14 protein-coding genes are annotated in these 16,127 nt (G+C 57.6%); 5 read left to right on the plus strand and 9 right to left on the minus strand.

The window, feature by feature from the left end; all coding sequences use genetic code 11:
* Positions 1–44 precede the first annotated feature (44 nt).
* Positions 45–560 carry an inosine/xanthosine triphosphatase gene (gene yjjX, locus IM290_RS00660; RefSeq protein ID WP_015572619.1) on the plus strand — a complete coding sequence of 172 codons (516 nt, stop codon included), beginning with the start codon at positions 45–47 and terminating at the stop codon, positions 558–560.
* Between the two features lie 27 nt (positions 561–587).
* On the opposite strand, the gene trpR is transcribed toward yjjX, so the two are convergent.
* Both trpR and sltY read right to left on the minus strand, forming a co-directional pair.
* Positions 588–917: a trp operon repressor gene (gene trpR / locus IM290_RS00665; protein ID WP_003856511.1), complete on the minus strand. Its 330-nt coding sequence runs from the start codon at positions 915–917 to the stop codon at positions 588–590.
* A gap of 55 nt (positions 918–972) precedes the next feature.
* Positions 973–2,910: a murein transglycosylase gene (gene sltY / locus IM290_RS00670; RefSeq protein ID WP_193042034.1), complete on the minus strand. Its 1,938-nt coding sequence runs from the start codon at positions 2,908–2,910 to the stop codon at positions 973–975.
* 226 nt (positions 2,911–3,136) lie between these two features.
* Here sltY and ettA point away from each other — a divergent pair, with 226 nt between their 5' ends.
* Positions 3,137–4,804, plus strand: coding sequence for an energy-dependent translational throttle protein EttA (gene ettA / locus IM290_RS00675; protein ID WP_006810191.1), 1,668 nt, complete (start codon positions 3,137–3,139; stop codon positions 4,802–4,804).
* A gap of 128 nt (positions 4,805–4,932) precedes the next feature.
* Here ettA and IM290_RS00680 read toward each other — a convergent pair whose 3' ends face one another.
* The gene (locus tag IM290_RS00680) at positions 4,933–5,832 is read right to left on the minus strand and encodes a LysR family transcriptional regulator (RefSeq protein WP_032647182.1); all 900 of its coding nucleotides are present in this window, start codon (positions 5,830–5,832) and stop codon (positions 4,933–4,935) included.
* A 108-nt stretch (positions 5,833–5,940) separates the two neighbouring features.
* On the opposite strand from IM290_RS00680, the gene IM290_RS00685 reads away from it, so the two are divergent.
* Positions 5,941–6,942, plus strand: a complete 1,002-nt coding sequence (locus IM290_RS00685; protein WP_064489911.1) for a zinc-binding alcohol dehydrogenase family protein — start codon at positions 5,941–5,943, stop codon at positions 6,940–6,942.
* An 83-nt stretch (positions 6,943–7,025) separates the two neighbouring features.
* On the opposite strand, the gene nadR is transcribed toward IM290_RS00685, so the two are convergent.
* From nadR to serB, 3 genes are all read right to left on the minus strand, one after another.
* A complete protein-coding gene (gene nadR / locus IM290_RS00690; RefSeq protein WP_015572616.1) occupies positions 7,026–8,258 on the minus strand; it encodes a multifunctional transcriptional regulator/nicotinamide-nucleotide adenylyltransferase/ribosylnicotinamide kinase NadR in 1,233 nt (410 codons plus the stop codon).
* Positions 8,259–8,293: 35 nt separating this feature from the next.
* Entirely contained in the window at positions 8,294–9,679 is a 1,386-nt protein-coding gene (radA, locus tag IM290_RS00695; RefSeq protein ID WP_017383829.1) for a DNA repair protein RadA, read from the minus strand.
* Positions 9,680–9,754: 75 nt separating this feature from the next.
* Positions 9,755–10,723 carry a phosphoserine phosphatase gene (gene serB / locus IM290_RS00700; RefSeq protein WP_003856524.1) on the minus strand — a complete coding sequence of 323 codons (969 nt, stop codon included), beginning with the start codon at positions 10,721–10,723 and terminating at the stop codon, positions 9,755–9,757.
* A 117-nt stretch (positions 10,724–10,840) separates the two neighbouring features.
* Here serB and IM290_RS00705 point away from each other — a divergent pair, with 117 nt between their 5' ends.
* Positions 10,841–11,485, plus strand: coding sequence for a YtjB family periplasmic protein (locus IM290_RS00705; protein WP_193042033.1), 645 nt, complete (start codon positions 10,841–10,843; stop codon positions 11,483–11,485).
* Positions 11,486–11,524: 39 nt separating this feature from the next.
* Entirely contained in the window at positions 11,525–12,541 is a 1,017-nt protein-coding gene (gene lplA / locus IM290_RS00710) for a lipoate--protein ligase LplA (RefSeq protein ID WP_015572614.1), read from the plus strand.
* Positions 12,542–12,625: 84 nt separating this feature from the next.
* Here lplA and deoD read toward each other — a convergent pair whose 3' ends face one another.
* The 3 genes from deoD to deoA form a co-directional block, all read right to left on the minus strand.
* On the minus strand, positions 12,626–13,345 hold the full coding sequence (gene deoD, locus IM290_RS00715; protein ID WP_003856538.1) for a purine-nucleoside phosphorylase: 720 nt from the start codon (positions 13,343–13,345) through the stop codon (positions 12,626–12,628).
* Positions 13,346–13,471: 126 nt separating this feature from the next.
* Complete coding sequence (gene deoB, locus IM290_RS00720; RefSeq protein WP_003856540.1) at positions 13,472–14,695, minus strand: phosphopentomutase; 1,224 nt, start codon at positions 14,693–14,695, stop codon at positions 13,472–13,474.
* Positions 14,696–14,748: 53 nt separating this feature from the next.
* Entirely contained in the window at positions 14,749–16,071 is a 1,323-nt protein-coding gene (gene deoA, locus IM290_RS00725) for a thymidine phosphorylase (protein ID WP_017383831.1), read from the minus strand.
* Positions 16,072–16,127: the final 56 nt, after the last annotated feature.

Raw genomic sequence — 16,127 nt, forward strand, 5'->3', positions numbered from 1 at the left:
TTTTTCCGTTATACTGCGATGAATTTTTTAAATCGAGCTTAATTATGCACCATGTTGTCTCTGCTACCACCAATCCTGCCAAAATTCAGGCAATTCTAAGGGCATTTGAAGAGATCTTCGGCGAAGGATCCTGCCATATTGACGCCGTCGGCGTCGAGAGCGGTGTGCCGGAACAGCCGTTTGGCAGCGAGGAAACACGCGCTGGCGCACGAAATCGCGTGGCGAATGCAAAAGCCGCCGCGCCAGACGCTGACTTCTGGGTCGCGATTGAAGCAGGCATCGACGAAGGGGCGACCTTCAGCTGGGTTGTCATCGAAAGCCGTGAGCAGCGCGGCGAAGCGCGTTCTGCCACGCTGCCGCTGCCGGAAGTCATACTGGAGAAAGTCCGCGCGGGTGAGGCGCTGGGGCCGGTAATGTCGCACTACACCGGCATTGATGAAATTGGTCGTAAAGAGGGGGCGATTGGCGTCTTTACGGGTGGCAAGCTTACGCGTTCAGGCGTTTACCACCAGGCCGTTATTCTGGCGTTAAGTCCGTTCCATAACGCGATTTATCGTTAAGTTTGCAGGCCGGATAAGGCGAAGCCGTCATCCGGCGTTTTTCAGCAATACCGCTTCCAGCCACTGACGCAGTTCAACCGGCGCCGACTTCAGGCTGTTTGAACCACGGGTGATGGTCGCGATGCCCGCGCCCAGCTCGTTTTTCAGCTCGCGCTGGCTCATTTCGCCGCGCAGCAGTTCCTCAATAATGCGTACCCGCGTGCCCAGCGCTTCGCGTTCATCGGGCGTCAGCATCAGCTGTAGCAACGGTAAATGCAGATCTTTGTCGTAAGACTGGCGGAGCAACTCCACAAAACGAAGCCACTCCTGATGACGCTGTTCGGCCATGGCCGAGGAATACGGGGAATGCTGGGTCATGTTATGCTGCCTCTTGTACTCATTAGCGAGTACAGCATAACACAACCCGCGCCGATCAGTAACGTCTCTGCCACTCGGCATCGCTCATCAGGGTATCTTTCTGCCCCATGAAGTAGCGATAGTAGGCGTCATAAGCCAGCACATTCTTCACATAGCCGCGCGTTTCCGAGAACGGAATGCTCTCGACAAACGCCACGGCGTCGATGCGCCCTGCGCTGTTGCCAAGCCATGTCCGCACGCGGCCAGGCCCGGCGTTGTACGCCGCTGACGCGAAGATACGGTTATTACCGAACTGCTGATAGACGTACTGCAAGTAGCTGGTACCGATGTTGATGTTAGTCTCCGGATCCAGCAGCTGGGACGGGCTGCTGTAGCCTGGAATATTAAACATCTTCACCGTGTGCGTCGCGGTACCCGGCATAATCTGCATCAGGCCGCTGGCACCCACCGGAGAACGCACTTTCGGGTTCCAGGCGCTCTCCTGACGGGCAATGGCCATCGCGTAGCTTTGCGGAATATCTTTGCCGCTGGTGTAGCGATCGAACAGATCCTTATAAGCCAGCGGGAAACGCTCTTCGAGATGATCCCACAGTTTGCCGGCGATCGTCGCCTGCACGCTCAGATCCCACCAGCGATTATCAAATGCATAGCGGGCAAGCTGCGCTTTCTCATCGGTGGTACGGCTGGTGACCAGATTCGCCCATTCGCTGCGCGCGGTATTATCCAGATTCCAGTACATCAGCTCGCGCACGCGCGCCATTTCCGGCCCCTGCGTCAGCGCCGGGTTCGCGTTGGCTGGCGCTTTGTCGATCTTCAGGGTGTACTCCTCGCCCAGACGCTGCGCCGCCGCCATCGGGTAGAATCCGCGCTGCTGCATCAGGGAGTGGAGGATCTCTTTGGCTTCATCTTCACGACCACGTTCCAGCAGCATGTCCGCCTGCCAGTAACGCCATTCATCTTTCTCTTTGGCATCCATCGGCAGACGCGCCAGCCAGGTATTGAGGCCACGACGATCGCCCGTTCCCAGCGCCATGCGCACGCGACGCTCCACCAGCGAGACAGAGTTCGAACGCATCACCGCATCGTCACGCCAGCGCGCCTGTTCGTCGGTGACATCTGTCCCCATCAGTCGCCATGCCACAATATCGCGCAGCTCCTGAGTTTGATCGTCATTAAGCTCCTGGGCCTGCACCAGCTGCGGGATCATCAGCCGGGCGTTTTCCACATCATCACGCGCCACGCTGGCAAAGGCCACCGCCGCCATCTGGCGGGTAAAATCGGTCGCGCCGGTGGTACGCGCAAACGTCAGCACGGTATTGGGATCGTTTGCCAGACTGATAACGGCAGACGCAATGGTCTGATAATCTGCGGGCATCTGGCCCGCCAGCACGGTGACCAGCCGGGTGTTTCCGGCCTTCATCGCCAGGCGAATACGTTCCAGGTAAGAGAGCGGATCCTGCTTGCCCGAGGCGCGCCAGGCGCTGAACAGCGGGTCACAGGCGTTTGGCTGGCTTTTGCCCGTCAACCACAGCTCTTTCGCGCCGGTCCAGGCTTCCTCCTGCTGACCGGTCGCCCATTTCGCATAATAGTAATTACACTGCGCTTCCGTCGCGCCCGGTTTATCCGGGCTGAAAGCCAGCAGGCCGCGCCAGTCTTCGCGACGGGCCAGCTCGTTCACAAACCGGGACTTCAGGGTGCGCGCAGGCGGCAGGGTCGGGTTCGCCTGAATGAAGTTATTCACGGTGACGGTCGGTTGATTCATGAGATCGTCCGTGATCTGACGATACTCAAGATACGGATACAGCGGATAATCCTTCAGCGTCGGCATCAGCGCCTGCACGGTATCCATCTGCTTGTTGTCCCATGCCTGTTTAATCTGGGCATAGCGGTTACGTTGTTCATCCAGTGAATCGGCATGCACCGCCTGGCTTACCGCCATTACGCATACGCTGGCAGCCAGCAGACGCCAGACCACCCGTTTGGCTTTTTCCACAAGCTCTTCCTCATTGTTTTTCGTCAGTTGCAGCGTCTTGCCACGTCAAAGTTACATCAACTTATGCTAACCAGGCATCCCACAACGCGCCACGTCATGGACACTTTTTTACCTTTCTTGCGCGTTTTAACACTCCCGACGTTCCTGGCTGGGATTAGGGCGTGAAAAAGGCTACACTTCGAGGCTGAAATTCATTCTCATCACGATAAAAGAGGCGAAGTCCAACGTGGCTCAATTCGTTTATACCATGCATCGTGTCGGCAAAGTTGTCCCGCCGAAACGTCATATTCTTAAAAATATCTCGCTGAGCTTCTTCCCGGGCGCAAAAATCGGTGTTCTGGGTCTCAACGGTGCCGGTAAGTCCACCCTGCTGCGCATCATGGCCGGCATCGATACAGACATCGAAGGTGAAGCCCGTCCGCAGCCTGGCATTAAGATCGGCTACCTGCCGCAGGAACCCCAGCTGAACCCGGAACACACCGTGCGTGAATCCGTTGAAGAAGCGGTATCCGAGGTGGTTAACGCCCTGAAAGGTCTGGATGAAGTGTATGCCAAATACGCCGAGCCGGATGCGGACTTCGACAAACTGGCCGCTCAGCAGGGCAAATATGAGGAAATTATCCAGGCGCACGACGGTCACAACCTGAACGTGCAGCTGGAGCGCGCGGCCGATGCCCTGCGTCTGCCAGACTGGGATGCGAAAATCGCTAACCTGTCCGGTGGTGAACGCCGCCGCGTGGCGCTGTGCCGCCTGCTGCTGGAAAAACCAGACATGCTGCTGCTCGACGAACCTACCAACCACCTGGATGCGGAATCCGTGGCGTGGCTGGAGCGCTTCCTGCACGACTTCGAAGGCACCGTGGTGGCGATTACCCACGACCGTTACTTCCTCGACAACGTTGCGGGCTGGATCCTGGAGCTGGACCGCGGCGAAGGTATTCCGTGGGAAGGCAACTACTCTTCCTGGCTGGAGCAGAAAGATCAGCGTCTGGCGCAGGAAGCATCTCAGGAAGCGGCGCGTCGTAAGTCTATCGAGAAAGAGCTGGAGTGGGTGCGTCAGGGCGCGAAAGGCCGTCAGTCCAAGGGCAAAGCCCGTCTGGCACGCTTCGAAGAGCTGAACAACACTGAATACCAGAAACGTAACGAAACCAACGAACTGTTTATTCCACCTGGCGCACGTCTGGGGGATAAAGTGGTTGAAGTGACCAACCTGCGTAAGTCCTACGGCGACCGTCTGCTGATCGACGACCTGACCTTCTCCGTGCCGAAAGGCGCTATCGTTGGCATCATCGGTCCGAACGGCGCAGGTAAATCGACCCTGTTCCGCATGATGTCCGGTCAGGAACAGCCTGACAGCGGCTCTATCACCCTGGGTGAAACCGTGAAGCTGGCTTCCGTGGACCAGTTCCGCGACGCAATGGATAACAGCAAAACCGTGTGGGAAGAGGTTTCCGGCGGTCTGGATATCATGCGTATCGGCAACACCGAGATGCCAAGCCGCGCTTACGTTGGCCGCTTTAACTTTAAGGGCACTGACCAGGGCAAACGCGTGGGCGAGCTGTCCGGCGGTGAGCGCGGTCGTCTGCACCTGGCAAAACTGCTCCAGGTTGGCGGCAACGTTCTGCTGCTTGATGAACCTACCAACGACCTGGACATCGAAACCCTGCGCGCGCTGGAAAACGCCCTGCTGGAGTTCCCGGGCTGCGCGATGGTTATCTCGCACGACCGCTGGTTCCTGGACCGCATCGCAACCCACATCCTGGACTACCAGGACGAAGGTAAAGTGGAGTTCTTCGAAGGTAACTTCACCGAATACGAAGAGTACAAGAAACGCACGCTGGGCGCAGACGCGCTGGAGCCGAAGCGTATTAAGTACAAGCGTATTGCGAAATAAAAGCAAAACGGCAACTTCGGTTGCCGTTTTTTATGTTTGTACCCTCTCCCCGTGGGAGAGGGCCAGGGTGAGGGCATCAGGCCGCACAGTGTGTAGGCCGGGTAAGGCGAAGCCGCCACCCGGCTTTTTTATTTGCCCACGTAATACCGCTTCACCTCATCAAACTGCATCGCAAAGTCGATATAGCTCATCAGCGCAGGCGAATTGAGCTTACGGCTCGGGTAGGCCAGCCAGAGATCGTTTCCCTCAACGCTCCACGCCGGCAGCACCTTCACCAGCGCGCCCTTTTCGATCTTATCTTCCAGCAGGAATGCGGGTAACAGCGTGATCCCCGCCCCGGCAATGGCGCATTCCCGGGCGTACACCAGGTTATCGGTCATATGGGCGTTATCCGGCAGGTAGCGGTAATCCTCACTCTCGCTTCGCAGAAGCCACTCCGACCATGCCCGGTGCGTAATGCAGCGGTGCTCCACCAGCTGTCGGGGATGGATTAACGGCGCCCGACGCGCCAGGTAGTCGGGCGAGGCCAGCATGTAGCGAGGACAGTGCCCAATCATGCGGCCAATCAGGGAAGAATCCTGCGGTTTGCCGGTGCGCAGCGCCACGTCAAAGCCAGACTCGACCAGATCCACCACGTCGTCTGAGATCGACACATCCAGTGACACGTCCGGATAGCGAAGCTGGAACTCGGCATTCATATGCGCCAGCAGCGTTGCGCCAATTCCCGCCGGACAGGTGATCCGCAGCCGCCCGCTGGGGTTTTCACGCAGCCGCTGAATGGCATACTCCGCGCGCTCGCTGGCCGCCAGCATTTCACGACAGTGCACCAGATAGTGTTCGCCCGCAAACGTCAGGCTTATTCTGCGCGTGGTGCGATTCAACAGACGGATCCCCACCTGTTGCTCCAGCTGGCTAATCCGCTGGCTGACGCTGGATTTCGGCAGTTCCGCCTTCTGCGCCGCCGCGGTAAAGCTACCCATCTCGGCCACCAGCGCAAACAGTGCCATATCCTGAAGCTGTTTAAACATGATTGTTCACTCTGTACGAACGCTGAGTTCTTGATTGTCCATCTTATCATGCAGCTGACCACTTAATAGACTAGCCTCAACAAAACGCATGCCATTGAGGAGCACACCATGTCAGTGAAAGCCATTGCCGTTAACCCAGAAAATCCCTCCACCTTCGTTGAAATCACCCCGCCGATGCCGCAGCCCGGTGAACACGATCTGCTGGTGGAGGTAAAAGCCGTCTCCGTAAACCCGGTGGACACCAAGGTACATGCAGGCATTGCCAAAAGCGGACTGAAGGAGCCGCGCATTCTCGGGTGGGATGCCAGCGGTATCGTAAAAGCCGTTGGGGCTGGCGTCACCGGATTCAAACCGGGTGACGAAGTGTGGTACGCGGGGGATATCACCCGTCCGGGCAGTAATACCACGCACCAGCTGATCGATGCGCGCATTGTCGGGCACAAGCCTGCAAGCCTTGACTGGGCCGCCGCGGCTGCATTGCCGCTGACGGCGCTCACCGCGTGGGAAGGCCTGTTTGAACGGCTGAAGATTCAGGATGCCGACGCAGATAAAACGCTGCTGATAATTGGCGGCGCGGGTGGAGTCGGATCGCTGGCGATCCCGTTTGCGAAGCACAACAGCAAGGTGAAGATCGTCGCAACCGCTTCACGAGAAGATTCCGCCCGGTGGTGTCGCGATCGCGGGGCTGACATTGTTGTAAATTACCACGACCTGAAGGGAGAACTGGCGAAACAGGGGCTCACCTTTGTTGATTACATTTTTATCCTCAACGATACCGACGGGCACTGGGATGCGGTCAGCGATCTGATTGCCCCTCAGGGAGACATTTGTTCCATCGTTGAAAACGCGCATCCGCTGAACCAGGACAAGCTGAAGTCCAAATCTGCCGCCCTGCACTGGGAATTTATGTACACCCGTAGCATGTACCAGACCACGGATATGGCGCGTCAGGGTGAGATTTTAGATGAGGTGGCGAAGCTGGTGGATAACGGCGTGGTGGAAAGCTCGCTCAGCGAAACGCTGCACGGGCTAAGCGTGGAAAGCATTACCGAAGCGCACCGCAGGGTGCTGGAGGGGCATATGCGTGGGAAGGTGGTGGTTGAGTATTGAGTGAACTGATTCCCTCACCCCGGCCCTCTCCCAAAGGGAGAGGGCGATTAAAGCCCCCTCTCCTGGTGGGAGAGGGGAAGTTATTAACCCTGCTCCCCCATCATCTCCTTCACCAGTTCGACGCAGCGCAGGAAGCGGGAGTCGTAGTCCGACTCTTCCACATGTACAAACTCAACGTTGTTCTCGTTAAGCATCTCCACCAGCATGGTCTGGAACTCCCGCCTGTCCACCGAGCTGCCCAGGCTGCGCATGCCGTCGGCCACCCACGGGGTGTTGTTTTCCAGCAGGATCACCAGGTCAAAGCGGTATTCGTCAATCAGCGCCTGCACAAACGGGTGCTCGCGCCCTTCGTACTTTTTGCAGAACGCCTGCGTGGTGACGAAATCGGTATCAATAAAGGCGACTTTATTGGCGTATTTCACCGCAAAATCAATGTACTGGGCATGACCGAGCGCGATTTTATCGTAGTCGGAATACTGCAACGCCATCTCGTCGCCGCCAAGGTGTGAGAAGACGTAATCGCGGCCATACTCCCACGCACTGGTGGTATTGAAGATGTTAGCCAGCTTATTTACCAGCGTCGATTTCCCGCTCGACTCGCCGCCGAGGATCGCCACCGTACGCACGAAGAACGGCTTCACCTCGGTCGGGATGTAGTCCCAGTAACGGAACGGGTTCTCGCGGATCTGCGCCCCGCTGATGTTCATGAAGGTGCGTTTAGGATCGATCAGCACCGTCTCGATGCCCAGATGCTCGCGGAACTGCGGCGCGTCGGACTCTTCAGAGGTGTAGATCCAGTTAGGCGCAATGCCCTTCTCTTCCATAAACGCTTTGATGCCGTTGCTCCACACGTCCCAGCCGTGCGGATACGGCTCCATGCCCTCTTCGTTAAAGGCATGAATACGAATATTTTTCTGATATTTAAAGGTCTGAAGCAGCCAGCGCAGGCGGTCCGGCACGGTGGGCTGCTGCGACATGGCGCTGTCTTCAAACAGCTGGCGATCGCGGGTTTCATCATAACCCATGATGATATGCAGTTCGTCGACCTGGCTACAGGCGCGCTGGATCAGATAGATATGCCCAGTATGCAGCGGGTAGAACTTACCGAACACCACGCCAATGTTCTTTTGCATCCGCGGAAATTCAAGCCCCAGAAAACGGTGCAGCGCTTCCAGCTTCTGCGCGCTGGGGCTTTTGATTTTGGCGTTCAGCAGTTGGCTCAGGTAGCCCTTGGTCATGCCGCTGGCGTCCGCCACCTGCTGCAACGTGCAGCCCTTCTGGCGGATAGCGGTCTTGATGTAGTCAAATGATGACATAAATTACGGTGCCTCCTGCAAAATCGAATACGTAATTATAAGTCGTCAAAGACATTTAACGCATCTGCAAGTTTTTTAACGCCAAAAACCTGCATCCCTTCCGGAATTTTTTTCGGCACGTTGGCGGCCGGAACAATCGCGCGGCGGAAGCCATGTTTTGCCGCTTCGGAGATACGCTCCTGACCGCTCGGCACCGGGCGGATCTCGCCGGCCAGCCCTACCTCACCAAATACCACCAGATCCTGCGGCAACGGTCTGTCGCGCAGGCTGGAGACCATTGCCAGCAGCAGCGCCAGGTCCGCGCTGGTTTCCGTAACCTTCACCCCACCAACCACGTTGACGAACACATCCTGATCCGCCATTTGCAGACCGCCGTGACGGTGCAGCACCGCCAGCAGGATCGCCAGGCGGTTCTGTTCCAGACCGACCGCCACGCGCCGCGGGTTGCCCATCATCGATTGATCCACCAGCGCCTGAATTTCAACCAGCAGCGGACGCGTCCCCTCCCACAGCACCATCACCGAACTACCGGACGTGATCTCGTCGCCACGGCTCAGGAAGATGGCCGACGGGTTGCTGACTTCGCGAAGCCCCTGCTCGGTCATGGCAAACACGCCCAGCTCATTCACCGCGCCAAAGCGGTTTTTATGGCTGCGCAGGGTACGAAAACGGGAATCCGCATCGCCATCGAGCATCACCGAGCAGTCGATACAGTGTTCAAGCACTTTCGGTCCCGCCAGCGAGCCGTCTTTGGTCACATGACCAACCATCACAATCGCCACGCCGCGCGTTTTGGCAAAGCGCGTCAGGTAGGCCGCGGTTTCACGCACCTGCGCCACGCTTCCCGGTGACGACTGAATGTCAGCCATATGCATCACCTGAATGGAGTCAATCACCATCAGCTTCGGCTGCTCTTCTTCGGCGATCATGCAGATCTGCTCGATGCTGGTTTCCGAAAGCATATTCAGATTGCCGGTCGGCAGGCCGAGGCGGTGCGCGCGCATCGCCACCTGCTGAAGTGATTCTTCCCCCGTGACGTACAGGGTTTTCATCTGTTCGGCTAGCTTGCAGAGCGTTTGCAGCAGCAGGGTCGATTTACCCGCTCCCGGGTTACCGCCGATCAGAATGGCGCTGCCCGGCACTACGCCACCGCCGAGCACGCGGTCAAATTCTTTGAATCCGGTGGAAAAGCGCGGCAGCGCTTCCAGGCTGATATCCGAAAGTTTTTGTACCTTCGACACGCCTGCATTGCCCGCATAGCCGCTCAGCCGTTCATTGCGGGCCACGCTCGGCGAAGCCGCCACACCACGCACTTCGGTGATGGTGTTCCAGGCATGGCAGGCGCTGCATTGCCCCTGCCAGCGCGGATAATCCGCACCACATTCATTACAGACAAATGCGCGTTTTGGAGCTTTCGCCACGGTTTACCTCGTTATTTCTGTGCGGTCTGCGCGCCGGGTGGCGCTGACGCTTACCCGGCCTACAAAAGCAGGCCGCTATTTTTGATTAATGCTGCCGGAGAGAATACAGAACACCCCCATCAGATCAGCATGACGGATAGTGACTTCCGTCTTTTCATTCACTTTCGGCTTGGCATGGTAGGCAATACCCAGCCCGGCAACTTTGATCATCGGCAGATCGTTCGCGCCATCGCCGATGGCGACGGTCTGCTCGACCGGAATGGCATATTTCTCCGCCAGACGCGTCAGCGTATTGGCTTTGTACTGCGCATCCACGATGTCGCCGATGACCTGTCCGGTGAGTTTGCCGTCCATGATCTCCAGCTCGTTTGCCACCACGGTGGTCAGACGCAGCTTGTCACGCAGGTAGTCGGCAAAGAAGGTGAACCCGCCGGAGGCAATCGCCACTTTCCAGCCGAGCGTCTCCAGCTTGAGCACTAGCTGCGTCAGCCCAGGCATCAGGGGCAGTTCATCGCGCACCTGACGCAAAATGTTAGCATCGGCCCCCTTCAGGGTCGCCACGCGCTGTCTCAGGCTGGCGGTAAAATCCAGCTCGCCGCGCATCGCGCGCTCGGTGACTTCCGCCACCAGCTCGCCGCTGCCCGCCAGTTTAGCAATCTCGTCAATACATTCGATCTGAATGGCGGTGGAGTCCATGTCCATTACCAGCAGGCCGGGCGTTTTCAGGTGCGGAATTTTGCCGAGGGGGGCAACGTCCAGCCCGGCGTCGTGCGCCAGACGCGTGGCGCGCTGCGTCAGGGAACCCGCCAGGCGAATAACCTGATAATCTTCCACGCACCAGGCCGCAACGATGACCATCGCTGCGCCCAGTTTGGTTTGATACTGGGTGAGGCGTTGCTTATCCAGGCCGCGTCCGTACAGCAGCCAGCCGCTACGGCCAGCGTGGTAATCGAGAGGCATCACCTCATCGCCACTTAAAGAGAGCGGCAATCCTGGCCATAAAGAGACATCCGTTGGCAGGTCGCACCAGGTAATGTTCGGCATTGAAGCTCCTGTAATTTCGTTCGCGCCGGAAGGTTCCAGAGGGAAAATAACGCATGAGGCTACCCTGTAACCATCACTTCTGGCAACATTAAGCCGTAAATTTTAAGCAGGTGGAATATGGCTCGCGCAAAACTGAAATTCCGGCTTCATCGCGCCGTGATTGTCCTGATCTGTCTCGCACTATTAGTGGCGCTGATGCAGGGGGCATCCTGGTTTAGCCAGAATCACCAACGACAGCGTAACCCGCAGTTTGAGGAACTGGCCCGGACGCTGGCGCGCCAGGTGACGCTCAACGTTGCGCCGTCTATGCGCACCGAAACGCCGGATGATAAGCGAATAGCCCAGGTATTGCGCCAGCTTACGGAAAACAGCCGCATTCTGGATGCGGGTGTGTACGATGAACAGGGCGACCTGATTGCCCGCGCGGGTGAGCATGTCGACGTGCGCGACAGGCTGGCGCTGGATGGCAAAAAAGCCGGTGGTTATTTCAACCAACAAATCGTCGAACCCATTCAGGGCAAGAATGGTCCGCTCGGCTATTTACGTCTGACACTCGACACCCACACCCTGCCAACCGAAGCCAAACAGGTGGATAACACCACCAATATTTTGCGCCTGATGCTGCTGCTCTCGCTGGCGATTGGCGTGGTACTGGCGCGCATGTTGCTCCAGGGCAAGCGCACCCGCTGGCAGCAGTCGCCGTTCCTGTTAACCGCCAGCAAGTCGGTTCCCGAAGAGGAAGAGAGCGAGAAGAAAGAATAGTGATAAAGTAGGCGGATGATTCGGAAAAGGAACTCTGCCATGTCGACGTTACGCCTGCTAATCTCTGACTCTTACGATCCCTGGTTTAACCTGGCGGTAGAAGAGTGCATCTTCCGCCAGATGCCTGCCACCCAGCGCGTCCTGTTTCTCTGGCGCAACGCCGATACGGTCGTTATTGGTCGCGCGCAAAATCCGTGGAAAGAGTGTAACACCCGCCGTATGGAAGAGGACAACGTCCGCCTGGCGCGCCGCAGCAGCGGCGGCGGTGCGGTGTTTCACGATCTGGGCAACACCTGCTTTACCTTTATGGCGGGCAAGCCGGAGTACGACAAAACCATCTCGACCTCCATTGTGCTTAACGCGCTCAATTCGCTCGGCGTGACGGCTGAAGCCTCGGGACGTAACGATCTGGTCGTGAAAACGCCTGAAGGCGACCGGAAAGTGTCAGGCTCAGCCTACCGCGAAACGATGGATCGCGGATTCCACCACGGCACATTATTGCTGAATGCCGATCTGAGCCGTCTGGCAAACTATCTGAACCCGGACAAGAAAAAGCTCCAGGCCAAAGGCATTACCTCCGTGCGCGGTCGCGTGGCGAATCTGGTGGAGCTCCTGCCGGGGATTACCCATGAACGCATTTGCGATGCGATCCGCGAGGCCTTTTTCAGGCATTACGGTGAACGCGTAGAAGCCGAGGTTATTTCTCCGGATAAAACCCCGGATCTGCCAAACTTCGCGGAAACCTTCGCCCGCCAGAGCAGCTGGGAGTGGAATTTCGGTCAGGCACCGGCGTTTTCACACCTGCTGGATGAGCGATTTACCTGGGGCGGCGTTGAGCTGCACTTTGACGTCGAGAAAGGCCATATCTCTCGTACCCAGGTATTTACGGATAGTCTTAATCCGGCACCGTTAGAAGCGCTGGCTGCACGTTTGCAGGGCTGTCTCTATCGGGCAGATATGCTGCAACAGGAGTGTGACGCGTTACGTGTTGATTTTCCGGAACAGGAACAAGAGTTGCGGGAGTTATCGGCGTGGATTGCGCAGGCAGTACGCTAATAAAAAGCCCGCTGGCGCTCTGCTTAGCGGGCCTGGAAAACCGCAGGCCGGGTCAGGCGAAGCCGCCACCCGGCACAACAGGTATTACTCTTTATCGCCGAGCAGAACGGATTCCAGCGCGATTTTGATCATGTCGTTGAAGGTGGTCTGACGCTCGGCAGCGGTAGTCTGCTCGTGGGTACGGATGTGGTCAGACACGGTGCAGATGGTCAGCGCTTTCGCACCGAATTCAGCCGCCACGCCGTAGATACCGGCCGCTTCCATTTCCACGCCCAGAATGCCGTATTTTTCCATCACGTCGAACATGTCGCCTTCTGGCGAGTAGAACAGATCGGCAGAGAACAGGTTGCCCACGCGCGCGTCAACGCCCAGCGCTTTTGCCGCGTCAACCGCGTTACGCACCATGTCAAAGTCAGCGATGGCCGCAAAGTCATGATCTTTAAAGCGAATGCGGTTGACTTTAGAGTCGGTGCACGCGCCCATGCCGATCACCACGTCACGCAGCTTAACGTCCATGCGCACTGCGCCGCAGGAGCCGACACGGATGATTTTCTTCACGCCGAAATCGGTGATCAGCTCTTTGGTGTAGATGGAGCAGGATGGGATACCCATGCCGTGACCCATCACGGAGATTTTGCGGCCTTTATAGGTGCCGGTGAAGCCCAGCATGCCGCGCACGTTGTTCACTTCACGCACGTCTTCGAGGAAGGTTTCTGCAATGTGCTTCGCGCGCAGCGGGTCGCCCGGCATCAATACGACGTCAGCGAAATCACCCATTTCTGCATTAATGTGAGGAGTTGCCATCTTCAGTTCCTTTTACATTGTTGTTTTTGCCGGGTGGCGGCTACGCCTTACCCGGCCTACATTCTGTTTCTCCCTCTCCCGGTGGGAGAGGGCCGGGGTGAGGGCATCAGGCCGCACCCAATCCGTTTAGAACATAGCCTTGCCATATTCCATGTCAGACGTACCAAAGTATTTCGCAATCGTCTGGCCGATGTCCGCGAAGGTCTCACGGTGACCCAGCGAGCCCGGTTTGACTTTCGGGCCGTACACCAGCACCGGAATGTGCTCACGGGTGTGGTCGGTACCGGTCCAGGTCGGGTCACAGCCATGGTCAGCGGTCAGGATCAGAATGTCATCTTCCCCCACCAGCTCCATCAGCTCTGGCAGACGGCGGTCAAACAGCTCCAGACCCGCAGCATACCCGGCGACGTCGCGACGGTGGCCCCAGGAGGAGTCGAAGTCCACGAAGTTGGTGAAGACAATGGTCTTATCGCCCGCTTCTTTCATCTCTTTGATGGTGGCGTCGAACAGCGCATCCAGACCGGTCGCTTTGACCTTTTTGGTAATGCCGCAGTTGGCGTAAATGTCCGCGATTTTACCCACGGAAACCACGTGGCCGTCTTTCTCGTCGACGAGTTTTTGCAGCACGGTCGGCGCCGGTGGCTCCACGGCCAGATCGTGACGGTTGCCGGTACGCTGGAAGTTACCCGCTTTGTCGCCGATAAACGGACGCGCGATAACGCGGCCAATGTTGTAGCCGCCTTCGGTCAGCTCTTCACGGGCGATCTCGCACAGCTCGTACAGTTTATCCAGGCCAAACGTCTCTTCATGGCAGGCGATCTGGAACACGGAGTCAGCAGAGGTATAGAAAATCGGCTTGCCGGTTTTCATATGCTCTTCGCCGAGCTGATCCAGAATCACGGTACCGGAAGAGTGGCAGTTGCCGAGGTAGCCCGGCAGGTTGGCGCGCTTCACCAGCTTATCGAGCAGCTCCTGCGGGAAGCTGTTCTCGTGATCGGAAAAGTAACCCCAGTCAAACAGCACCGGCACGCCGGCAATTTCCCAGTGGCCGGACGGAGTATCTTTCCCGGAAGAGAGCTCGTGCGCCCACGCGTAGGCGCCCACCACTTCCGCGTTACCGTCCATACCGGCTGCGATCTTACCGGTAGAGCCTTCATGCGCTTTTACCAGCCCCAGACGGGTCAGGTTTGGCAGGTTCAGAGGGCCTTTACGACCGTTGTCCGCTTCGCCTTTTGCACAGGCTTCCGCGATGTGACCCAGGGTATCGGAACCCACGTCACCAAATCGTTCTGCATCTTCGGTTGCGCCGATGCCGAATGAGTCCAGCACCATAATAAATGCACGTTTCATAATTGTTCTCCGTACTTAGTGCTTCATAAAAATGCGATCAGATCAGTATACCGCTATTCAGTGATACGACGATAGACCGTCGGTGTGGTTTCCGGTGCTTTATCGTCAAGAGATATTGCCGCCTTCACCGCTTTCGCCGCGTCCTGCCAGCTGGCTTCATCTTTCGCGTGGATCACCGCCAGCGGACGTTGGCCGTCAACGCTGTCGCCCAGACGGGCCATATCGGTAAAGCCGACGCTGTAATCAATGGTGTCCGATGCCTGACGACGACCGCCGCCCATAGACACAACAGCCATGCCGAGCGCGCGGGTATCCATAGCCGAGACAAAGCCTTCGCTGTCCGCATAGACCGCTTTGCTGAGCATCGCGGTGGGCAGGTATTTCGCGTAGTTTTCCACGAAGTCGGTCGGGCCTTTCTGCGCCGCCACCATCCGACCAAAGATCTCCGCCGCTTTGCCGTTGTCCAGCACCGCCTGAAGCTTCGCGCGGGCTTCCGCGTCGTCTTTGGCCAACTTGCCGGAGATTAACATCTCAACGCACAGCGCCATGGTGACATCGAACAGGCGCGGGTTACGGTATTCGCCTGTGAGGAACTGCACGGCCTCACGGACTTCAACCGCGTTACCGGCGCTGGAGGCCAGCACCTGGTTCATGTCCGTCAGCAGTGCAGTGGTGCGCACGCCCGCGCCGTTGGAGACGCCAACGATCGCTTCGGCCAGCGCCTCAGAGAGTTCATAGGTTGGCATAAACGCGCCGCTGCCCACTTTCACATCCATCACCAGCGCATCCAGACCTTCCGCCAGTTTTTTGGCAAGGATAGAGGCGGTGATCAGCGGGATGGAGTCTACGGTCGCGGTAATGTCACGCGTCGCGTAGAAACGCTTGTCAGCCGGAGCAAGAGAGCTGGTCTGGCCGATAATCGCCACGCCAACGTCTTTAATAATGTCGCGGAAGCGGTTGTCATCCGGGAAGATATCGAAGCCCGGAATGGCTTCCAGTTTGTCGAGCGTACCGCCGGTATGACCCAGGCCGCGCCCGGAAATCATCGGGATGTAACCGCCACAGGCCGCCACCATTGGGCCGAGCATCAGAGACGTCACGTCGCCCACGCCGCCGGTGGAGTGTTTGTCCACAATTGGGCCGTTAAGGTTGAGGCTTTTCCAGTCCAGAACGGTTCCTGAATCTCGCATCGCCATGGTCAGCGACACGCGCTCAGGCATCGACATATCGTGGAAGAAAATGGTCATCGCCAGAGCCGCAATCTGCCCTTCAGAGATGGTGTTATCACGAATGCCATTGATAAAAAAGCGGATTTCTTCGTCGCTTAATGCATGACCATCACGTTTTTTACGAATAATTTCTTGTGCGAGAAACACGGTAACCTCCATGCGGAATCGGGTGAATGGCGGCGGATATGTTGACCCGCCCTACG

The organism is Enterobacter cloacae complex sp. S1 (assembly GCF_014930525.1).
GTDB classification, from domain to species: domain Bacteria; phylum Pseudomonadota; class Gammaproteobacteria; order Enterobacterales; family Enterobacteriaceae; genus Enterobacter; species Enterobacter hormaechei_C.